Here is a 17,716-nt window from a genome sequence, read left to right as displayed (position 1 = left end):
TCCTCAGGCCTGTTGGCGAGCGTCGGCCACGCCGGCGCGCAGGATGCGGCGGGTCAGCTCGAGCTTGAAGTCGTTGTGGCCATAGCCACGGGCGCCGGCGAGCAGGGCATCGCCCACGGCGGCCAGGTCGCTGTCCGCGGCCTGGCCGGCAAAGGCCTGGTCGGCCGCCGCCACCCGCCAGGGCTTGTGCGCCAGGCCGCCGAAGGCCGCGCGACCGCTGCGGATGCGCGGGCCGTCCAGCTCGACGATGGCGGCCATGGACACCAGGGCGAAGGCATAGGAGGCACGGTCGCGCACCTTGCGATAGACCTGGATGCCGGGTGGTGGCGGCGGCAGGGTCACGGCGGTGATGAGTTCGCCGGGTTGCAGCGCCGTCTCGATCTGCGGGGTATCGCCGGGCAGGCGATGGAAGTCGGCGAGGGGGATGCGCCGGGTGCGGCCATTGGCTTCGCGGGTCTCCACCGTGGCGTCCAGCACCCGCATGGCCACCGCCATGTCGGAGGGATGCACGGCGATGCACTGGTCGCTGGCGCCGATGACGGCGTTCATCCGATTGAAGCCGCCCAGGGCCGCGCAACCGCTGCCGGGCTGGCGTTTGTTGCAGGGCATGGCGGTGTTGTAGAAGTAGGAGCAGCGGGTGCGCTGCAGGAGATTGCCGCCAGTGGTGGCCTTGTTGCGTAGCTGCGCCGAGGCGCCGGCCAGCAGGGCGCGCGACAGCACCGGATAGCGCTCCCGTACCCGCGCATCGGCAGCCAGGGTGGAATTGCGCACCAGGGTACCGATGCGCAAGCCGCCGTCCTCGGTGGCGCGGATCTGATCCAGCTGCAGGCGATTGATGTCCAGCACCTGACTGGGGGTCTCGATCTCCAGCTTCATCAGATCCAGCAGATTGGTACCCCCGGCGATGAAGCGACTGCCCGCCTGGACGCCCTGGCGGCTGGCGTCGGCCTCGTTCTGGACACGCCGATAGTCGAAGACTCTCATGCCTGTCCCCCCGCCATCTGGATGGCCGCGACGATGTTGGGATAGGCGCTGCAGCGACAGAGATTGCCGCTCATTCGCTCGCGGATCTCTTCCTCGCTCAGCCGCATGGGGCCATCGAGGCGTGCCGAGACGTGGCTGGGCATGCCGGCCTTGACCTCGTCGAGCAGGGCCACCGCCGAGCAGATCTGCCCGGGCGTGCAATAGCCGCACTGGAAACCGTCCTTGGCCAGGAAGGCGGCCTGCATGGGATGCAGGCGCTCGGCGTTGCCCAGGCCCTCGATGGTGGTGATGGCGTCGCCTTCGTGCATGGCCGCCAGGCTCAGGCAGCTGTTGATGCGCTGGCCATTCACCAGCACGGTGCAGGCGCCACACTGGCCATGGTCGCAGCCCTTCTTGGTGCCGGTGAGGTGCAGGTTTTCGCGCAGGGCATCGAGCAGGGTGGTGCGGCTGTCGACCTTGAGCCGGCGCGCCTCGCCATTGATCTGCAGGGTCAGCGGCAGCAGTTGCGGCAGACGGGCGGCGATGGCCTGGGGCGTCAGGGGCGCGCCACCGCTGGCCTGGGCAAAGGTGTAGCCGGGAATGGCGCTGGTCGCCACCAGCACCGCGGAAGTGCCGAGGAACTGGCGCCGGGACAGGCGCCAGGGTGCATCGGAGTCGGAAGCCATGGTTGGATTCTCATCGTTGGAGGCGCATCACGGGAGTTCTGATGACTGCCCCTTTGGGGACGGGGTTCAGGCCACTGGGCCGTTGGCGCAACGAAGCGCCATACCAGATGTGTCCTGACCGCGGCGAAAACCTCTGGAACGGCCTTCCCAACGCTTCGCTGAACAGCCCTCAACGTCACGTTGAATACCGCTGGGCAGGGGTGCTGAACCGCTTCCGGTCGGCAACAGTCCCTTACCTGAGGTGGCCTTTCGCTGCCACCACCTATTCCGACCACGGGGGCATCTGCACCCCGCGGCTTTAACCGTGAGGTCCGCCATGAACGCCACCCCCGTGCGCCAGCTTCAGCCCCTGGCCGAACCCGAGTCCCATACCATCGCCCTGACCCTCAACGGCAAGCAGCTGCAGCTGGCCGTCGAACCCTGGACCACCCTGCTCGATCTCCTGCGCGACCACCTTGACCTGACCGGCACCAAGAAGGGCTGTGATCATGGTCAGTGCGGCGCCTGCACGGTGCTGGTCAATGGCACTCGCATCAACAGCTGCCTGGCCCTGGCGGTCATGCAGGATGGTGCCGAGGTCATTACCATCGAAGGCCTGGCCCAGGGTGACCAGCTGCATCCCATGCAGGCCGCCTTCGTTGCCGAAGATGCCTTCCAGTGCGGCTACTGCACCCCCGGCCAGATCTGTTCAGCGATCGGCATGCTCAAGGAGGGCCACGCCCACAGCGAGGCCGAGGTGGCCGAGCAGATGAGTGGCAACCTCTGCCGCTGCGGTGCCTACCGCAACATCCGCGCTGCCATCGAACGGGCGCGTCCGGATTGCCAGCAAGGGGAGGGCCGCGAATGAACCGCTTCGGTTACGCCAAGCCCAATGCCGTGCCCGATGCCATCCGCCAGCACGGCCCCCAGACCCATTTCATCGCCGGCGGTACCAACCTGTTGGACCTGATGAAGGAAAACGTCGAACGCCCCGAGCAGCTGATCGACGTCAACGGTCTGCCCTTGCGCGAGGTCGAGACCATCGCCGAAGGCGGTCTGCGCATCGGCGCCCTGGTCAAGAATGCCGAGGTGGCCTACCACCCTGAGGTGCAGCGTCGCTATCCGCTGCTGGCCAAGGCCATCCTCGCCGGCGCTTCCCCGCAATTGCGCAACATGGCCTCCACCGGCGGCAACCTCTTGCAGCGCACCCGCTGCTATTACTTCTATGACGTGGGCACCCCCTGCAACAAGCGCGAACCCGGCTCCGGCTGCGGCGCTCGTGAAGGGCAGAATCGCATCCACGCCATCCTCGGCCACAGCGAGCAGTGCATCGCCACCCACCCTTCGGACATGTGCGTGGCCCTGGCCGCCCTACAGGCCAAGGTCGAGGTAAGCGGGCCCCAGGGTGATCGCGTCATCGACTTCGCCGATTTCCACCGCCTGCCCGGCGACACCCCGGAGCGCGACACTAACCTTGAGGCCGACGAACTCATCACCGCCGTGACCTTGCCGGCGGAAAGCCTGGCGGCCCACAGCGCCTACCTGAAGATCCGCGACCGCGCCTCCTATGCCTTCGCCCTGGTCTCGGTGGCGGCAGCCCTGGAACTGGACGGCGAGCGCATCAAGCAGGTCCGCGTCGCCCTGGGTGGCGTGGCCCACAAGCCCTGGCGGCTGCCGGAGGCCGAGCAGGCGCTGGTTGGCCAGGTCGCGGACAAGGCGGCCTTCGGTCAACTGGCCGATCGCCTGCTACAAGGCGCCCAGGGCTTCGCCCATAACAGCTTCAAGATCGAACTGGCCCGGCGCGCCATCATCCGTGCCCTTACCGAAGCCGCCGGAGGTACCCTGCAATGACCGTCGTCCATCTGCAAAAAGCCGTTCCCCGCGTCGACGGTCCGCTCAAGGTCACCGGCCAGGCGCTGTATGCCGGCGAATTCAGCGTGCCGGATCTGGCCTTTGGTTTCGTGGTCAACGCCACCATCACCAAGGGTCGCCTGCTCGGCCTGGACGTTAGCGAAGCCCTGGCCCAGCCGGGCGTGATCGAGGTGCTCAGCCACCTCAATCGACCCAAGATGGCCAGCTATGACGAGAGCTATACCGACATGGATGCGGCTGACGGCAAGCCCTTTCGGCCGTTGTACAACGATCGCATCCTCTACAGTGGCCAGCCCATCGCCCTGGTAGTGGCCGAGACCTTCGAGGCCGCACGTCACGCCGCCGCGCTGATTCGCGCCCAATACAGCGAAGAGGAGCACGCCACCGACTTGGCCCAGGCTCGCGACCAGGCCCACGAAGCGCCCATGGAGTTGCCGGAGAATCGGGGTAACGCCCCGGCAGCCTGGGCTGCGGCGCCTACCCGCATCGAAGCCGAATACCACTCCGCGGCGGAATTCCATAACCCCATGGAGATGCACGCCTCGACGGTCATCTACCACAAGGACGGCAAGCTGACGGTGCACGACAAGACACAGGGCGTGCAGAACAGCGCCCAGTTCGTCAGCAGCATCTTCGGTCTGGGCGAAGGCGACGTGAAGGTCATCTCGCCCTTCGTCGGCGGCGCCTTCGGTTCCGGCCTGCGTCCGCAGTACCAGCTGGTGCTGGCGACCATGGCCGCGTTGCAGCTCAAGCGCTCGGTACGGGTCACCCTGACCCGCCAGCAGATGTTCACCTTCGGCTATCGCCCCGAGACCTATCAGCAGGTCAAGCTGGCCTGCGACAGCGACGGCAAGCTGCAGGCCATCGATCACAGCGCCCTGGGCATCACCTCGCGCTTCGAAGACTTCACCGAGATGGTGCTGGTCTGGTCGGCGTCGCTCTATGCCTGTCCCAACGTCAAGCTGGCCTACCAGCTGGCCGCGCTGGACGTCTATACCCCGCTGGACATGCGGGCCCCCGGCGCGGTGCTAGGTGTCTATGCGCTGGAAAGCGCCATGGACGAACTGGCCTATGCCGCCGACATCGATCCGCTGGAGCTGCGCATCCGCAATTTCACCGACACGGATCCGGCCAAGGGCAAGCCCTATTCCAGCAAGGAACTGCTGGAATGCTATCGCCAGGCCGCCGAGCGTTTCGGCTGGGAGCAGCGCAGCATGGCGCCGCGTTCCATGCGCGATGGCAACCAGCTGGTCGGCTGGGGCATGGCCACCGGTGTCTGGGAAGCCATGCAGCAACCCGCCACCGCCAAGGCGGTGATGAACATCGATGGCAGCCTGGTGGTGGCCAGTGCGACCGCCGATATCGGCACCGGCACCTATACGGTGATGACCCAGATCGCCGCCGAGAACCTCGGTCTGCCGCTGGACAAGGTGACCTTCAAACTCGGTAATTCCACTCTGCCCAAGGCACCCCTCGAAGGCGGTTCCTTTACCGTGTCTTCGGTAGGCACCGCCGTGAAACTGGCCTGCGACCAGCTGCGTCAGCAACTGCTGGATGCGGCAAAGGAGATGGACGACTCCCCGCTGGCCAAGGCCGAACTGGAGCAGGTGGTGTTCGCCGATGGCGGCATCAGTCTTAAGACCGATCCGGCCCAGCGCGTCGACTTCACCGCCATCCTCAAGGCTTCGGGTTCGCCGTCCATGGAAACCCTGGCCAGCGCCGAGCCGGCGGAAGAGCGTGACAACTACGCCACCGGTACCCACTCGGCGGTGTTCGTCGAGGTCAAGGTCGACGAGGACTTCGGCAGCGTCCAGGTCAGTCGCGTGGTCACCGCGGTGGCTGCGGGTCGTATCCTCAACCTCAAGACCGGCGAGAACCAGGTGGCCGGCGGTATCGTCTGGGGCATCGGCATGGGCCTGCAGGAAGAGGGGATGATGGACACTACTAAAGGCCGCTGGATGAACCACAGCCTCGCCGAGTACCACTTCCCGGTGCAGGCCGATATCCAGCAACTGGAGGTGATATTCGTCGAGGAACACGACGAGATCGTTAATCCGCTGGGCGCCAAGGGCATCGGCGAGATCGGTATCGTCGGGGTAGCGCCGGCCATCGCCAACGCCATCTTCCATGCTACGGGCAAGCGGGTCCGCGACCTGCCCATCACCCTGGACAAGGTCTTCGCCGACGAGCTGCTGCACTAGGCTCGGCTGTAGAGGGGTGGAGCATGACGAAGCCCAACGCTTTGCGGTCGAGTCCGCGGCGTTGGGCTTCGACGATGGAGCCGTCTCAACCCAACCTACGGTGAGGCTACCGTAGGTTGGCGCTGAGCGCAGCGAAGCCCAGCATGTCGTGCTGGGTCCATGCCGTTGGGCTTCGATAAGGGAATCGTCTCAGCTTAACCGATGATCAGGCTACCGTAGGTTGGCGCTGAGCGCAGCGAAGCCCAACAACCAAGCCCCCAGGAACGAAAAAGGCCCGCCTCCAAGAGACGGGCCTTTTTCAGGCAGTCAGTAAACCGCTATTCGATCACTCGGCGTGCGACGCGCCGTCATGTTCGATTTGCTCTTTGTACTCCAGGGCATCCGCTTCGCTCTGGTAGACACCGACCAATTCCCCTTCCTGTTTCACGTCCCACAGATGCATGCCCAGGCCACGGGCTTCGCGGGACATATGGTCTTCGTCACGTTCGGTTACGGTAATGGTCATGCTGTATCTCCTTGGTCGAGCCCGCGCTACGGCAGGGCTTGAAAACCCATACTAGAGCGTTTCGCTTCAGGACCAAGGCGTATCTCGGCAACAAGTCGTTACAACTTCTGCGACAATCTGTCGCGTTGCTCATGGTCATCATCGGCATCGCTCTAGGCCGACATCAAGAGGATCCCTGTGACCGCTTGCGCTGGCTCCGCTCAGTTGAGGCTTGCCACCCTGGCCGACATAGAGGCGCTGTTCGCCATCCGTACCGCGGTCACGGACAACGCCCTTACCCGGGAGCAACTCGCTGAATTGGGCATCACCCCTGAATCGATCGCCGAGCTGCTCGCCGCCGAGCCCTGTGCCTGGGTGGTGGAGGTGGGAGGCGAGGTGGTGGGCTTCAGCCTGGTCGATCTGGCGAATGGCGAGGTCTTCGCTCTGTTCGTCAGACCCGACTGGCAAGGCCAGGGTTTCGGCGCCCGTCTGCTGGCCGCCGCCGAGACCGCGCTGTTCCGCCATCATGCCCTGATCTGGCTGGTCACCGATGGGCGCCCAGTGATACGGGCGAATGCCTTTTACCGGTCTCACGGCTGGCATAGGGTCGCTTCCCTCGAAGGGACGGATGTCCGCTACGAGAAATCCCGCACGTCCGGACAGGATCAAGGAGGCATCTCCTGATGGACAGCACGCGCACCGGTGGCTGCCTCTGCGGCCAGATTCGTTATCTCGTGACAGGCTCGCCACGGGATCCCCACAGCTGTTCCTGCGAGCAGTGCCGCCGGCATTCCGGGGCGCCGACGCAGGTCTGGATCGAGTTGGACAAGGCCCAGCTGCGCTGGACCGGTCCGGGTGGCGAGCCGGCCCTCTGGCGCTCCTCGGCTACGACGTGCCGAGCCTTCTGCCCGCACTGCGGTTCCACGCTGGGCGCCGTGGATGACGGTCCGACTCTCGCCCTGGCGGTGGGTAGCCTGGATCGACTCGACGATGACGTTGTGCCGCTCTTTCATTCTTTCGCCGACCAGCGACCGGGCTGGTGGAATCCCTGAGCGGACGGGTCCCAACTGAAAAGAAAACGCCCTCCGAAGAGGGCGTCTTTGCAACTACCGGGATCAGTTGGCGCCTTTCACCGTGCGCCCGTTGACCGAGCCTTCCTTGAGGCTGGTCTGGTATTCCTTGCCGTCGCTCTCCTGCTGGTAGAGGCGCACCAGCAGGTAGTCCCAATCCTTGGCGAACCACAGTTCGGTCTTGCGGCTGCTCTTGGTGGGATCACGCACGCGCTCCACCTTGATGGCATCGAACAGGCCCAACGGGGTGCGGATGCGCTCCGGACCGATGACCCGGAAGTCGTAGGTGTCGATGCTGTCGCCGTCGACGATCTGGTAGCTCATGCTCTTCTTGCCGTCGGCCACGTCCTGCTGCAGCTTGAGCTGATAGGTCGACTTGTCCAGCAGACCGCGATCCAGGGGCAGGCTGACCGGATCGTCCTTGTCCTTGCCGGTGACCTTCTTGGCGGCCCAGTCGAAGGTCAGTTCGCTCTCGCGGCTCTTGCCCAGCCCGCTGCGCTTGTACTGGTAGGTGTCCGGTAGGAAGGCTTCGCCTTCGTGGCGGAAGGTGCTGGACTCGTTGAGGCCGGCGACCAGCATGGAGGCTTCGAACTTCAGCTCCCAGCGACCATCGGCTTCTTTCTCCAGCGAGCGTTCGGCCGAGCCGCTGACCGGCATCTGCTTCCAGTCGGCGGTGTAGCTGGCCGTGAACGGCTGCAGGTCGAAGGCGAAGGCCGAGGCACTGCAGAGGGTGGCCAATAGGAACAACAGACGTCGCATCAGTTTCTCCTTGGATCAGGAAAGGGAGGCCGCGGCCGTCAGCGACGGCAACGTGGCCCCGGTAGGCGGCAGTGCCTCGCCATCGAGCTCGGCACCCAGGGTACCCAGCCGCAGACGACCTTCGGCGAACAACCGCACGGCCACAGGATAAAGGAGGTGCTCGGCGGCGTGTACCCGTGTCGCCAGGCTCTCCGCCGTATCTTCGGCCTGTACCGGCACCCGCGACTGCAGGACGACCGGACCGCCATCCAGTTCTTCGGTGACGAAGTGCACGCTGCAGCCGTGCCAGGCATCGCCGGCATCCAGGGCACGCTGGTGAGTGTGCAAGCCCTTGTAGAGTGGCAGCAGCGAGGGATGGATATTGAGCAGACGACCCTGGTAGCGCCGCACGAAGGTCGGCGTGAGAATGCGCATGAAGCCGGCCAGCACCACCAGATCGGCGCCCTGGGCGTCGATGGCAGCCGCCAGGGCCGCATCGAAGCTTTCGCGATCGGCATGCTCGCGGTGGTCGATCACCTGGGTGGCGATCCCGGCCTGCCGGGCCCGCTCCAGGCCATAGGCCTCGGCGCGGTTGGCGATCACCGCCGCGATCCGCACGGGCGGGGTCGCGGCGTCGATCAGAGCTTGCAGGTTGCTGCCGTGGCCGGAGATGAGCACCACCACGGCGCAGTCGGCAGGGCTCATCCGTGCTGTTTCAGATTGTTCAGCACGACCTGGTCGGCGCCCTCGGCGGCCTGTTCGATACGGCCGATGACCCAGGGTTGCTCGCCCTCGGCGCGCAGCACCTGCAGGGCGCCTTCGACCTGATCCTGGGCCACGCAGATGACCATGCCCACGCCACAGTTCAGCACACGGTGCATCTCGGTCTCGTCGACGTTGCCCTGCTGTTGCAGCCAGTCGAATACCGCCGGACGCTGCCAGCTGGCGACGTCGAGCACCGCCTGAGCACCCTCGGGCAGTACCCGCGGGATATTGTCCAGCAGGCCGCCACCGGTGATGTGGGCCATGGCCTTGACCGCGCCGGTGTCCTTGATCAGCTTGAGCAGCGGCTTGACGTAGATGCGGGTGGGCGCCATCAGCAGTTCGGTCAGCGGCTGGCCGTCGAGCTGGATGTTCTCGATGTCGGCGCCGGCCACCTCGATGATCTTGCGGATCAGCGAATAGCCGTTGGAGTGCGGGCCGGAGGAGGGCAGGGCGATCAGGGCGTCGCCGGTGGTCACCTTGGAACCGTCGATGATCTCGGACTTTTCCACCACGCCGACGCAGAAGCCGGCCAGGTCGTAGTCTTCGCCTTCGTACATGCCGGGCATCTCGGCGGTCTCGCCACCCACCAGGGAGCAGCCAGCCTGTTCGCAACCGGTGCCGATGCCGGTCACCACCTGGGCGGCGACGTCGACGTTGAGCTTGCCGGTGGCGTAGTAGTCGAGGAAGAACAGCGGCTCGGCGCCGCAGACCACCAGGTCGTTAACGCACATGGCGACCAGGTCGATGCCGATGCTGTCGTGCTTGGCCAGGTTCATAGCCAGGCGCAGCTTGGTGCCGACGCCGTCGGTACCGGAGACCAGCACGGGCTGGCGATAGCCTGCCGGGATCTCGCACAGGGCACCGAAGCCCCCCAGGCCGCCCATGACTTCCGGGCGGGCGGTGCGCTTGGCGACGCCCTTGATGCGTTCTACCAGAGCCTCACCGGCGTCGATGTCTACACCGGCGTCCTTGTAGCTCAGCTGGGGTTGTTTGCTCATGAATCCTGGCCTTTGGCTAATGGCGAAACGAGCCGGCTGGCGCCAGCCGGCAATGAGGCGGGCGATTTTACCAGAAGCCGTGCCAAAGCACGCGGCCCGCCGTGGCCTCTGGTCCGGGTGGCGATGGCACCCGGCCAGCGCCCTGGGGTCTGAGCCTGATCGCCCATCCGTTCGCCGGGTGGGCAATGTTCGCTGCTACCTTCTGCGCCACCCGCGACCCAGTGCCCTTGCTCGCGGGTCGGGCGGCTTTTAAGGTATGCCCCTTGCCCTTTCTATGGAATCGCCATGCGCCGTCTCGTCCTTCCGTTGCTCGCTTCGCTGCTGGTCCTGAGTCCGCTCGCCCATGCCGAGGTGGTGGACAACCTCTACCAGGTCCGCGAGCCGGTGACCTCGCAACAACCGGACGAGCGCAATGCCGCCCTCAAGCGCGCCCTGCAGGTGCTGGCCGGACGCCTGACCGGCAATCCCCAGGCCGGCCAAACCCCGGGTCTTGCCAGTGCCCTGGCGGCACCCGAATCCCTGATCAGCCAGTACAGCTATGACGCCGGCCCGCCGGAGGTGCTGGTGGCCAACTTCGACCCGGCCGCCACCGAGCGGGCCCTGGGTCAGGCGGGGCTCTCGGTATGGGGCGCCAATCGTCCGGTGGTGATGATCTGGTGGCTCAACGACGCCGACAGCGGGGCGACCCTGGTAGGTGATGGCCAGCCCGCCAGCACCGGCGTCCAGCGTGGCGCCCAACGCGCCGGCCTGCCGATCCGCCTGCCGCTGGCCGATCTCAACGAGCAACTGGCCGGCACTGCCGCCAACATCGACGCCAGCGATCCGACCGCCCTGCGCCAAGCCTCCGAGCGCTATGGCGCCAATGCCCTGCTGGCGGTGCACGCCAAGCCCCAGGGTAACGGCTGGCAAGCCCAGTGGCGCCTGTGGAACAACGGCGCTGCCGAGCAGGGCAGCAGTCAGGCAGCCGACCAGGACGCCCTGGCCGCAGCCGTCCTGCAGGACGTCGCCGGGCGCCTGTCGAAGAAGTTCGTCTCCCGCCCTGGCACCACCCAGCCGCTGACCCTGGTCGCCGACAACTCTAACTTCGAGCGCTATGCCCAGCTGCAGAAGGTCCTGGAGCCCCTGTCGAGCCGCCTGGTGAAAGTCGAAGGTACTCAGCTGACCTATGACCTGACGGGCAATCCCGACCAGCTCCAGGCACAGCTTGGCCTGGCCGGTCTGCAGCCGACTTCCGCGCCGGCCGCCCCCGCGTCCCCCGCACCGGCGACGCCGGGTGCTCCGGTGGACGCCACCGTCACGCCGACCGCTCCGGCAGCCCAGCCGGCGCCGTCCGCCCAGCCGGCGCGTACCACCCTGTATTTCCGCTGGCCATGAGGGCCGACACCCAAGACTGAAGCGGCTGCTGCGAGGGACTCGGGATTTGGTTAGACTTGGCGCCCTCGCGAAACTGCCAAGAGCCGTTCGAGCTGGCATGATGCCTTTACAGCTGCCCCTGGGCATTCGTCTGCGTGACGACGCCACCTTCGTCAATTACTACCCTGGCGCCAATGCCGCGGCGCTCGGCTATGTCGAGCGTCTCTGCGACGCCGATGCCGGCTGGACGGAAAGTCTGATCTATCTCTGGGGTGGCGCCGGCGCCGGTCGCAGTCATCTGATGCAGGCGGCCTGCCACCGCCTGGAGGAACTGGGCGAGCGGGCCATCTACCTGCCCATGGGTGAACTGGCCGACTATGGCGTGGAGTTGTTCGACAACCTCGAACAGTGCGAGCTGGTCTGCCTCGACGATCTCGACGCCCTGGCCGGGCAACGACGCTGGGAAGAGGCGCTCTTCCATCTGTTCAATCGCCTGCGCGATGCCGGCAAGCGGCTACTGATCTCCAGCACCGCGGCGCCACGGCAGTTGCCGGTGCAACTTGCCGATCTGAAATCGCGCCTGACCCTGGCGCTGGTCTTCCAGCTGCGACCCCTGTCCGACGAAGACAAGCTGCGTGCCCTGCAGCTGCGCGCCTCTCGCCGCGGCCTGCACCTGACCGACGAGGTCGGCCGCTTCATCCTTTCGCGCAACACCCGCAGCATGGACGCCCTGTTCGACATGCTCGAACGCCTGGATCAGGCCTCGCTGCAGGCGCGACGCAAGCTCACCATTCCCTTCGTCAAGGAAATCATGGGCTGGTAGCCGCGCCGGCTACCGCTACTTTTGCAGACGCCCCGCCAGGGTCGCCAGGCGCTTGCCCAGGGCCCGGCACAGCGCCGTTTCCTGCTCGTCCAGTGCGCGCTTGCCATCCGCCCCGGCGAAATGACTCGGCCCATAGGGCGTACCGCCCCCCTTGGTTTCCAGCAGGGCGCTTTCGCTGTAGGGCAGGCCGGTGATGAGCATGCCGTGATGCAGCAGCGGCAGGGCCATGGACAGCAGGGTGCTCTCCTGGCCGCCGTGCAGGCTGGCGGTGGAGGTGAAGACGCCGGCGGGCTTGTCCACCAGGGCGCCGGTCAGCCAGAGGCTGTTGGTGCCATCCAGGAAATACTTCATGGCGGCGGCCATGTTGCCGTAGCGCGTCGGGCTGCCCAAGGCGAGCGCGGCGCAGTCGCGCAGGTCGTCTAGGGTGGCGTAGACCGCGCCCTGCTCGGGCACGGCCGGGGCGACCGCGGCACACTCGGCGGACACCGCCGGCACGGTGCGCAGGCGCGCGGCCATGCCGCCCATTTCCACCCCGCGGGCGACCTGGCGGGCCATCTCGGCGGTGGCGCCATGGCGGCTGTAGTAGAGCACCAGGACATAGGCTTCGGGGGTCATTGCAGGATCTCCAGGACACGCTCGGGGGGACGACCGACGACGGCGCGTGAGCCGCGCACGGCGATGGGTCTCTCGATCAGCTTGGGGTGGGCAGCCATGGCCGCGATCAGGGCGTCTTCACCCAGCGTCGGATCGGCGAGGTTCAATTCGCGATAGATCTCCTCGCCGGTACGCAGCAACCGGCGCGCCTCTAGGCCCAGCTTGGCGAGCAGTGCGCGCAGGGTCGCGGCATCCGGCGGCGTGTCCAGGTAGGGCACCACCGACACGGCTAGCTCGCGGCTTTGCAGCAGCTCAAGCGCCGCCCGCGATTTCGAGCAGCGCGGATTGTGATAGAGGACGATTTCACTCATGGGCTGATCCATAGAAGGTAAGATGGCCATTGTAGCGGGTTGGCGAGGACTGCCGCGCCAGCCCTTGACCGTGCCTTTCGAGGAACCGCCAATGCCGGCCCGCTTGCGTGAACTGCTGTCCTTCGTTCGCTACCTCGCCGACCGCTTCATCGAAGACCGCGCGCCCAACAATGCCGCGGCCCTGACCTATACCACCCTGTTCGCGGTGGTCCCGGTGATGACCGTGACCTTCGCCATGCTCTCGGCGATACCCGCCTTCCAGGGCACGGAAGTGCAGATCCAGGCCTTCATCTTCCGCAATTTCGTGCCCTCCACCGGGGCGACCCTGGAAGAATACCTGCGCAACTTCATCGAGCAGGCGCGCCACCTGACCTGGCTGGGCGTGGCCCTGCTGGCGGTGACGTCCTTCTTCATGCTGGTGACGGTGGAAAAGACCTTCAACGACATCTGGCGAGTACGCATTCCGCGGCGCGGGGTCTCCAGCTTCCTGCTCTACTGGGCGGTGCTCAGCCTGGGCCCCCTGCTGCTGGGCGCCGGTTTCGCCATGAGCACCTATCTGGCCTCGGTGGCCCTGGTCTTTGGCTCCTACGGCATGTCTGGTGCGCAGATGCTGCTCAAGGTCACGCCACTGCTGTTCAGCATCGCCGCCTTCACCCTGATGTACGCCGCCGTGCCCAACACACGGGTACCCCTACGCCACGCGCTGATCGGCGGTGCCCTGACCGGGGTGCTGTTCGAGGCGGCCAAGAGTCTGTTCGGTCTCTATGTCTTCTACTTTCCCGGCTACCAGTTGATCTATGGCGCCTTCGCCACAGTGCCGCTGTTCCTGGTGTGGATCTATGTCTGCTGGCTGATCGTGCTGCTGGGGGCGGAGGTGGTCTGCAGCCTGTCCACCACCCATCATTGGCGGCGCGCACCGTTGCCGGCGTTCTTCATCCTGCTCGCCGTGCTGCGGGCCTTTCTGGAGCGACAGCAAAGCGGTTCCAGTCTGCACCTGGGGCGGTTGCACCAGGCGGGCTGGAAGCTACCGGAGCACGAATGGCATGCGGTGCTGGCCTTCCTGCAGCAGGAGCGCCTGGTGTGCCAGAACGACAGCGGTCACTGGGTGCTCTGCCGCGATCTGCATGGCTATGCGCTGCTTGACCTGCTGGATCGCGCGCCCTGGGCGCCGCCCGCGCCGGATTGCTGGCCGCCCGCCGAACGCTTTCCCGGTGACTGGTATCCGCAGCTGCAGGAGGCCTTCACCCGACTGCAGGCGCAGCGTCATGAACTGCTGGCTGGGAGCCTGGCTCACTGGCTCAAGGTCGCGCCAGTGCTGGAAGAGCGGGGAGCCTCGCGATGATGGACAGAGCGGCGCGTCACGGCCTGGTCAGTGGCCGCGTTCAGGGTGTCTACTATCGCGAGAGCACGCGTCAGGAGGCGCAGCGGCTGGGCGTCACGGGCTGGGTGCGGAATCTGGCCGATGGCCGGGTGGAGTGCCATCTGGAAGGCCCGGCCGAGGCGCTCGCCAGACTGGAAGAGTGGCTCTGGCAGGGACCGGCAGCGGCGCGGGTGACCGGGGTGGAGCTGGAGGAGGTGGCCTGCGCAGGCTTCACCGACTTCCAGGTCAGGCGCACGGACGCCTGACCTGGAACGGTAGCCCTCAGCGGGCCTTGAGGAAGCCGACGATCTCGGCCAGGGCGACGTTCTGGCTGTCGCTGTCGGTACGGCCCTTGTACTCGACCAGGCCTTCATTGAGGCCGCGCTCACCCACCACCAGGCGATGGGGGATGCCGATCAGCTCCATGTCGGCGAACTTCACGCCAGGGCTGGTCTTCTTGTCGCGGTCGTCCAGCAGCACGTCGAAGCCGGCCGCCTTGAGGTCGGCATAGAGGCGATCGGTGGCTTCCTTCACTGCCGCGTTTTCGTACTTCATCGGCACCAGGGCGATCTGGAAGGGCGCCAGGGCGGCCGGCCAGCGGATGCCGCGCTCGTCGTGGTTCTGCTCGATGGCGGCGGCGACCACGCGGGATACCCCGATGCCATAGCAGCCCATGGTCAGCAGGGTAGGCTTGCCTTCCTCGCCCAGGACCGACAGCTTCATGGCCTCACTGTACTTGGTGCCCAGCTGGAAGATATGACCCACTTCGATGCCGCGCTTGATCACCAGGGTACCTTGGCCATCCGGACTCGGATCGCCGGCCACCACGTTGCGCAGGTCGGCGACCTGGGGCAGCGGCAGATCGCGCTCCCAGTTGACGCCGAAGTAGTGCTTGTCTTCCTGGTTGGCGCCGATGCCGAAGTCGCTCATCAGGGCGACCGAGCGATCGACGACGCAGGGAATCGACAGATTCATCGGGCCCAGGGAGCCGGGGCTGGCGCCAATGGCGGCACGGATCTCGGGCTCGGTGGCGAACACCAGGGGGCTGGCGACCTCCGGCAGGTTGGCTGCCTTGATCTCATTGAGTTCGTGATCGCCACGCACCACCAGGGCGACCAGCTTGCCTTCCTCGGCGCCGCGAACCACCAGGGTCTTCACGGTCTTCTCGATGGCCAGACCGAATTTCTCCACCAGGTCGGCGATGGTCTTGGTGTCAGGGGTATCGACCAGGCGCAATTCTTCGGTGGCGGCGCCACGCGCGGTTTCCTGCGGTAGGGCCTCGGCCTTCTCGATGTTGGCGGCGTAGTCGGAGCTGTCGCTGAAGGCGATGTCGTCTTCACCGGAGCCGGCCAGCACGTGGAATTCATGGGAGCCGCTGCCGCCGATGGAGCCGTTGTCGGCCTGCACCGGACGGAAATTCAGACCCAGACGAGTGAAGACATTGCAGTACGCCTGGTACATGGCGTCGTAGGTTTGCTGCAGCGACGCCTGGTTCAGGTGGAAGGAGTAGGCGTCCTTCATCACGAACTCGCGGCCGCGCATCAGGCCGAAACGCGGGCGGATCTCGTCGCGGAACTTGGTCTGGATCTGGTACAGGTTGATCGGCAGCTGCTTGTAGCTGTTCAGCTCGTTGCGCATCAGATCGGTGATGACTTCCTCATGGGTCGGGCCCACGCAGAAATCGCGCTGATGACGGTCCTTCAAACGCAGCAGCTCGGGGCCGTACTGCTCCCAGCGACCGGATTCCTGCCACAGCTCGGCGGGCTGGATCGCCGGCATCAGCACCTCCAGGGCGCCAGTGGCGTTCATTTCCTCACGCACCACGGCTTCCACCTTGCGCAGCACACGCAGGCCCAGTGGCAACCAGGTGTAGAGACCGGAGGCCAGCTTACGGATCATGCCGGCACGCAGTAGCAGCTGGTGGCTGATCACCACGGCATCGGAAGGGGTTTCTTTGAGGGTGGACAGCAGGAACTGACTGGTACGCATGGCTAGGCGGTCTGTCGGCATCGAGACGGGACCGGCATTGTACGGCGGGGTGGGGCAGGGCGTACAGGGACGCAGGCGGCGCCGACCGGAGGCCGGAAAAGAACAGCCCGGCGAATGCCGGGCTGCTGGATCGTGCGAGTGACGCTGTCCCTTACAGGATGCTCAGCGGGTACTCGGTGATCAGGCGGAACTCGTTGATGTTGCCGCTGCCGCCGCTGCCGGTGCTGGCATCGCCACGGTGCCAGGATTGACGGATGCGGAAGGACAGGTCCTTGGCCGGGCCGCTCTGCAGCACGTACTTGGCTTCGACGTTGGTTTCGAATTCTTTGTCGCCATCGCCATAAGCACTGTAGACGCCGTTGGTGCTGTCTTTGATGTCGGTGCCCCGAACATATCTTGTCATGAAGCTCAGACCCGGCACGCCTAGGGTAGCCATGTTCAGGTCGTAGCGCAGTTGCCATGACTTTTCACCGGGGGCGTTGAAGTCAGAGAACTGTATGGAGTTGGCCAGGAAGATACCGTCGCCGCCGCCATTGGTAGAGCCAGCTGCCGCATAGTCGAAGGGCGTATTGCCATTCACTTTCTGGAAGCCAAGAGTAATGGTGTGGGCATCGAAGGAGTAAGCAGCGGCCAAGGAGTAGGTGTTGTTGCTGATATCGCCGGCTTTGGCGTTACCGGTATCCTTGGTGTAGTAGTAGTTCGCATCGAAGGTGAGCGCTTGGCTGGCGCCAAACGGAACCACATAGTTCACGTTCGCGTAGTACTGATTTCAGATATCTTCCAGATTGCCGTAATAGAGCGAGGCGCTCAGCTGATCGTTGATCTTGTACTTGCCGCCTGCATAGGTGGCCGAGTCGGCCAGCGCGCCCGAGTAGCTCGTACCGATGTCACCGTTGTGGAACGTGTTTACGCCATCGCGTGCATCGGTGAAATAGCCAGCCTCCAGGAACAGATCGCTGATCTCTTCGCTGGTCAGCATGAAGCCGGTACGAGTTGCGGGGAACAGGCGGCTACCACCCAAAGCGAAGACCGGCGAAGTCGGCTGCAGATAGCCATACTTCAGGACTGTATTGGAAATGCGCATTTTGACGGCGGCGTTGGCAAAGGAATACTCGTCTCTGGAGCTACCATCACTGCCGACCGGCAAGTTGCCGGTTCCTGCGTAACCCGCACCACCGTCCAGCTTCAGACCCAAATAACCGCTCGCGTCGACACCAAACCCAACGACACCTTGAGTGAAGCCCGATGCATAATTGAGCAGGAAGCCATGGCTCCAGTCGCGCCGGTCATTCGCTCCACCATCACGATCCCGGTTGAAGTAGTAGTTGCGGTTCAACAGGTTCAGCTTGCTGTCTTCGACGAAGCCCTTGGATTCGGACTGCTGGTCGGCGAAAGCCAGTTGAGTGGTCCCTGCGGCTACGGCCAGGGCGAGAATGCTCCACTTCATCGCTTGCATCAGAAAATGCTCCT

At 65.3% G+C, this 17,716-nt stretch carries 18 protein-coding genes and 1 pseudogene; 9 read left to right on the top strand and 10 right to left on the bottom strand.

Going from position 1 to position 17,716, the window contains the following annotated elements; translation table 11 throughout:
* Positions 1–3: 3 nt before the first annotated feature.
* Positions 4–984 carry an FAD binding domain-containing protein gene (locus tag BMZ43_RS03440; RefSeq protein WP_064306691.1) on the bottom strand — a complete coding sequence of 327 codons (981 nt, stop codon included), beginning with the start codon at positions 982–984 and terminating at the stop codon, positions 4–6.
* Positions 981–1,649, bottom strand: coding sequence for an aldehyde dehydrogenase iron-sulfur subunit PaoA (gene paoA, locus BMZ43_RS03435; protein ID WP_017638956.1), 669 nt, complete (start codon positions 1,647–1,649; stop codon positions 981–983). The genes BMZ43_RS03440 and paoA overlap by 4 nt, the downstream gene beginning before the upstream one ends.
* 316 nt (positions 1,650–1,965) lie before the next feature.
* Between paoA and BMZ43_RS03430 the strand changes: the two genes are divergently transcribed.
* From BMZ43_RS03430 to BMZ43_RS03420, 3 genes are read left to right on the top strand one after another with little or no spacing between them, the layout of a single operon-like run.
* Positions 1,966–2,496 carry a (2Fe-2S)-binding protein gene (locus BMZ43_RS03430; RefSeq protein ID WP_064306690.1) on the top strand — a complete coding sequence of 177 codons (531 nt, stop codon included), beginning with the start codon at positions 1,966–1,968 and terminating at the stop codon, positions 2,494–2,496.
* Positions 2,493–3,479 carry an FAD binding domain-containing protein gene (locus BMZ43_RS03425; protein ID WP_064306689.1) on the top strand — a complete coding sequence of 329 codons (987 nt, stop codon included), beginning with the start codon at positions 2,493–2,495 and terminating at the stop codon, positions 3,477–3,479. Before BMZ43_RS03430 ends, BMZ43_RS03425 begins: the two co-directional genes overlap by 4 nt.
* Positions 3,476–5,701 carry a xanthine dehydrogenase family protein molybdopterin-binding subunit gene (locus BMZ43_RS03420; RefSeq protein WP_064306688.1) on the top strand — a complete coding sequence of 742 codons (2,226 nt, stop codon included), beginning with the start codon at positions 3,476–3,478 and terminating at the stop codon, positions 5,699–5,701. Before BMZ43_RS03425 ends, BMZ43_RS03420 begins: the two co-directional genes overlap by 4 nt.
* 325 nt (positions 5,702–6,026) lie before the next feature.
* Here BMZ43_RS03420 and BMZ43_RS03415 read toward each other — a convergent pair whose 3' ends face one another.
* Positions 6,027–6,206 (bottom strand): hypothetical protein, encoded by a 180-nt coding sequence (locus tag BMZ43_RS03415; RefSeq protein ID WP_017638952.1) that lies wholly within the window; start codon positions 6,204–6,206, stop codon positions 6,027–6,029.
* 177 nt (positions 6,207–6,383) lie between these two features.
* Between BMZ43_RS03415 and BMZ43_RS03410 the strand changes: the two genes are divergently transcribed.
* The gene (locus BMZ43_RS03410; protein WP_143075223.1) at positions 6,384–6,869 is read left to right on the top strand and encodes a GNAT family N-acetyltransferase; all 486 of its coding nucleotides are present in this window, start codon (positions 6,384–6,386) and stop codon (positions 6,867–6,869) included.
* Positions 6,869–7,237, top strand: coding sequence for a GFA family protein (locus tag BMZ43_RS03405; protein WP_064306687.1), 369 nt, complete (start codon positions 6,869–6,871; stop codon positions 7,235–7,237). Before BMZ43_RS03410 ends, BMZ43_RS03405 begins: the two co-directional genes overlap by 1 nt.
* Before the next feature lie 63 nt (positions 7,238–7,300).
* Here BMZ43_RS03405 and BMZ43_RS03400 read toward each other — a convergent pair whose 3' ends face one another.
* From BMZ43_RS03400 to purM, 3 genes are read right to left on the bottom strand one after another with little or no spacing between them, the layout of a single operon-like run.
* Positions 7,301–8,014, bottom strand: coding sequence for a DUF3108 domain-containing protein (locus BMZ43_RS03400; protein WP_017638949.1), 714 nt, complete (start codon positions 8,012–8,014; stop codon positions 7,301–7,303).
* A gap of 15 nt (positions 8,015–8,029) precedes the next feature.
* Complete coding sequence (purN, locus tag BMZ43_RS03395) at positions 8,030–8,698, bottom strand: phosphoribosylglycinamide formyltransferase (RefSeq protein WP_017638948.1); 669 nt, start codon at positions 8,696–8,698, stop codon at positions 8,030–8,032.
* On the bottom strand, positions 8,695–9,756 hold the full coding sequence (purM, locus tag BMZ43_RS03390) for a phosphoribosylformylglycinamidine cyclo-ligase (protein ID WP_017638947.1): 1,062 nt from the start codon (positions 9,754–9,756) through the stop codon (positions 8,695–8,697). Before purM ends, purN begins: the two co-directional genes overlap by 4 nt.
* 285 nt (positions 9,757–10,041) lie before the next feature.
* Here purM and BMZ43_RS03385 point away from each other — a divergent pair, with 285 nt between their 5' ends.
* Together BMZ43_RS03385 and hda are read left to right on the top strand one after the other, a co-directional pair.
* Entirely contained in the window at positions 10,042–11,130 is a 1,089-nt protein-coding gene (locus BMZ43_RS03385; protein WP_064306686.1) for a DUF2066 domain-containing protein, read from the top strand.
* Between the two features lie 97 nt (positions 11,131–11,227).
* The gene (gene hda, locus BMZ43_RS03380) at positions 11,228–11,932 is read left to right on the top strand and encodes a DnaA regulatory inactivator Hda (protein WP_064306685.1); all 705 of its coding nucleotides are present in this window, start codon (positions 11,228–11,230) and stop codon (positions 11,930–11,932) included.
* A 15-nt stretch (positions 11,933–11,947) separates the two neighbouring features.
* Here the strand turns inward: hda and wrbA are convergent, their stop codons facing one another.
* Positions 11,948–12,547: an NAD(P)H:quinone oxidoreductase gene (gene wrbA, locus BMZ43_RS03375; RefSeq protein WP_017638944.1), complete on the bottom strand. Its 600-nt coding sequence runs from the start codon at positions 12,545–12,547 to the stop codon at positions 11,948–11,950.
* Entirely contained in the window at positions 12,544–12,897 is a 354-nt protein-coding gene (gene arsC / locus BMZ43_RS03370) for an arsenate reductase (glutaredoxin) (protein ID WP_064306684.1), read from the bottom strand. Before arsC ends, wrbA begins: the two co-directional genes overlap by 4 nt.
* A 91-nt stretch (positions 12,898–12,988) precedes the next feature.
* On the opposite strand from arsC, the gene BMZ43_RS03365 reads away from it, so the two are divergent.
* Positions 12,989–14,239, top strand: coding sequence for a YihY family inner membrane protein (locus BMZ43_RS03365; protein WP_064306683.1), 1,251 nt, complete (start codon positions 12,989–12,991; stop codon positions 14,237–14,239).
* On the top strand, positions 14,239–14,523 hold the full coding sequence (locus tag BMZ43_RS03360; RefSeq protein ID WP_064306779.1) for an acylphosphatase: 285 nt from the start codon (positions 14,239–14,241) through the stop codon (positions 14,521–14,523). The genes BMZ43_RS03365 and BMZ43_RS03360 overlap by 1 nt, the downstream gene beginning before the upstream one ends.
* Before the next feature lie 16 nt (positions 14,524–14,539).
* Here BMZ43_RS03360 and BMZ43_RS03355 read toward each other — a convergent pair whose 3' ends face one another.
* Positions 14,540–16,246, bottom strand: coding sequence for a proline--tRNA ligase (locus tag BMZ43_RS03355; RefSeq protein ID WP_064306682.1), 1,707 nt, complete (start codon positions 16,244–16,246; stop codon positions 14,540–14,542).
* Positions 16,247–16,397: 151 nt separating this feature from the next.
* Positions 16,398–17,702: pseudogene (locus BMZ43_RS03350) on the bottom strand (OprD family porin).
* Between the last annotated feature and the right edge of the window lie 14 nt (positions 17,703–17,716).

This window comes from Pseudomonas sp. Snoq117.2 (assembly GCF_900110545.1).
GTDB classification, from domain to species: domain Bacteria; phylum Pseudomonadota; class Gammaproteobacteria; order Pseudomonadales; family Pseudomonadaceae; genus Chryseomonas; species Chryseomonas benzopyrenica.
This window is presented reverse-complemented; position numbering and strand designations above follow the sequence as displayed.

Bases quoted from the DNA above. Each gene is read 5' to 3' on its own strand.
- BMZ43_RS03440 (WP_064306691.1), bottom strand. From the start codon at position 984: ATGAGAGTCTTCGACTATCGGCGTGTCCAGAACGAGGCCGACGCCAGC.
- paoA (WP_017638956.1), bottom strand. From the start codon at position 1,649: ATGGCTTCCGACTCCGATGCACCCTGGCGCCTGTCCCGGCGCCAGTTC.
- BMZ43_RS03430 (WP_064306690.1), top strand. From the start codon at position 1,966: ATGAACGCCACCCCCGTGCGCCAGCTTCAGCCCCTGGCCGAACCCGAG.
- BMZ43_RS03425 (WP_064306689.1), top strand. From the start codon at position 2,493: ATGAACCGCTTCGGTTACGCCAAGCCCAATGCCGTGCCCGATGCCATC.
- BMZ43_RS03420 (WP_064306688.1), top strand. From the start codon at position 3,476: ATGACCGTCGTCCATCTGCAAAAAGCCGTTCCCCGCGTCGACGGTCCG.
- BMZ43_RS03415 (WP_017638952.1), bottom strand. From the start codon at position 6,206: ATGACCATTACCGTAACCGAACGTGACGAAGACCATATGTCCCGCGAA.
- BMZ43_RS03405 (WP_064306687.1), top strand. From the start codon at position 6,869: ATGGACAGCACGCGCACCGGTGGCTGCCTCTGCGGCCAGATTCGTTAT.
- BMZ43_RS03400 (WP_017638949.1), bottom strand. From the start codon at position 8,014: ATGCGACGTCTGTTGTTCCTATTGGCCACCCTCTGCAGTGCCTCGGCC.
- purN (WP_017638948.1), bottom strand. From the start codon at position 8,698: ATGAGCCCTGCCGACTGCGCCGTGGTGGTGCTCATCTCCGGCCACGGC.
- purM (WP_017638947.1), bottom strand. From the start codon at position 9,756: ATGAGCAAACAACCCCAGCTGAGCTACAAGGACGCCGGTGTAGACATC.
- BMZ43_RS03385 (WP_064306686.1), top strand. From the start codon at position 10,042: ATGCGCCGTCTCGTCCTTCCGTTGCTCGCTTCGCTGCTGGTCCTGAGT.
- hda (WP_064306685.1), top strand. From the start codon at position 11,228: ATGATGCCTTTACAGCTGCCCCTGGGCATTCGTCTGCGTGACGACGCC.
- wrbA (WP_017638944.1), bottom strand. From the start codon at position 12,547: ATGACCCCCGAAGCCTATGTCCTGGTGCTCTACTACAGCCGCCATGGC.
- arsC (WP_064306684.1), bottom strand. From the start codon at position 12,897: ATGAGTGAAATCGTCCTCTATCACAATCCGCGCTGCTCGAAATCGCGG.
- BMZ43_RS03365 (WP_064306683.1), top strand. From the start codon at position 12,989: ATGCCGGCCCGCTTGCGTGAACTGCTGTCCTTCGTTCGCTACCTCGCC.
- BMZ43_RS03360 (WP_064306779.1), top strand. From the start codon at position 14,239: ATGGACAGAGCGGCGCGTCACGGCCTGGTCAGTGGCCGCGTTCAGGGT.
- BMZ43_RS03355 (WP_064306682.1), bottom strand. From the start codon at position 16,246: ATGCGTACCAGTCAGTTCCTGCTGTCCACCCTCAAAGAAACCCCTTCC.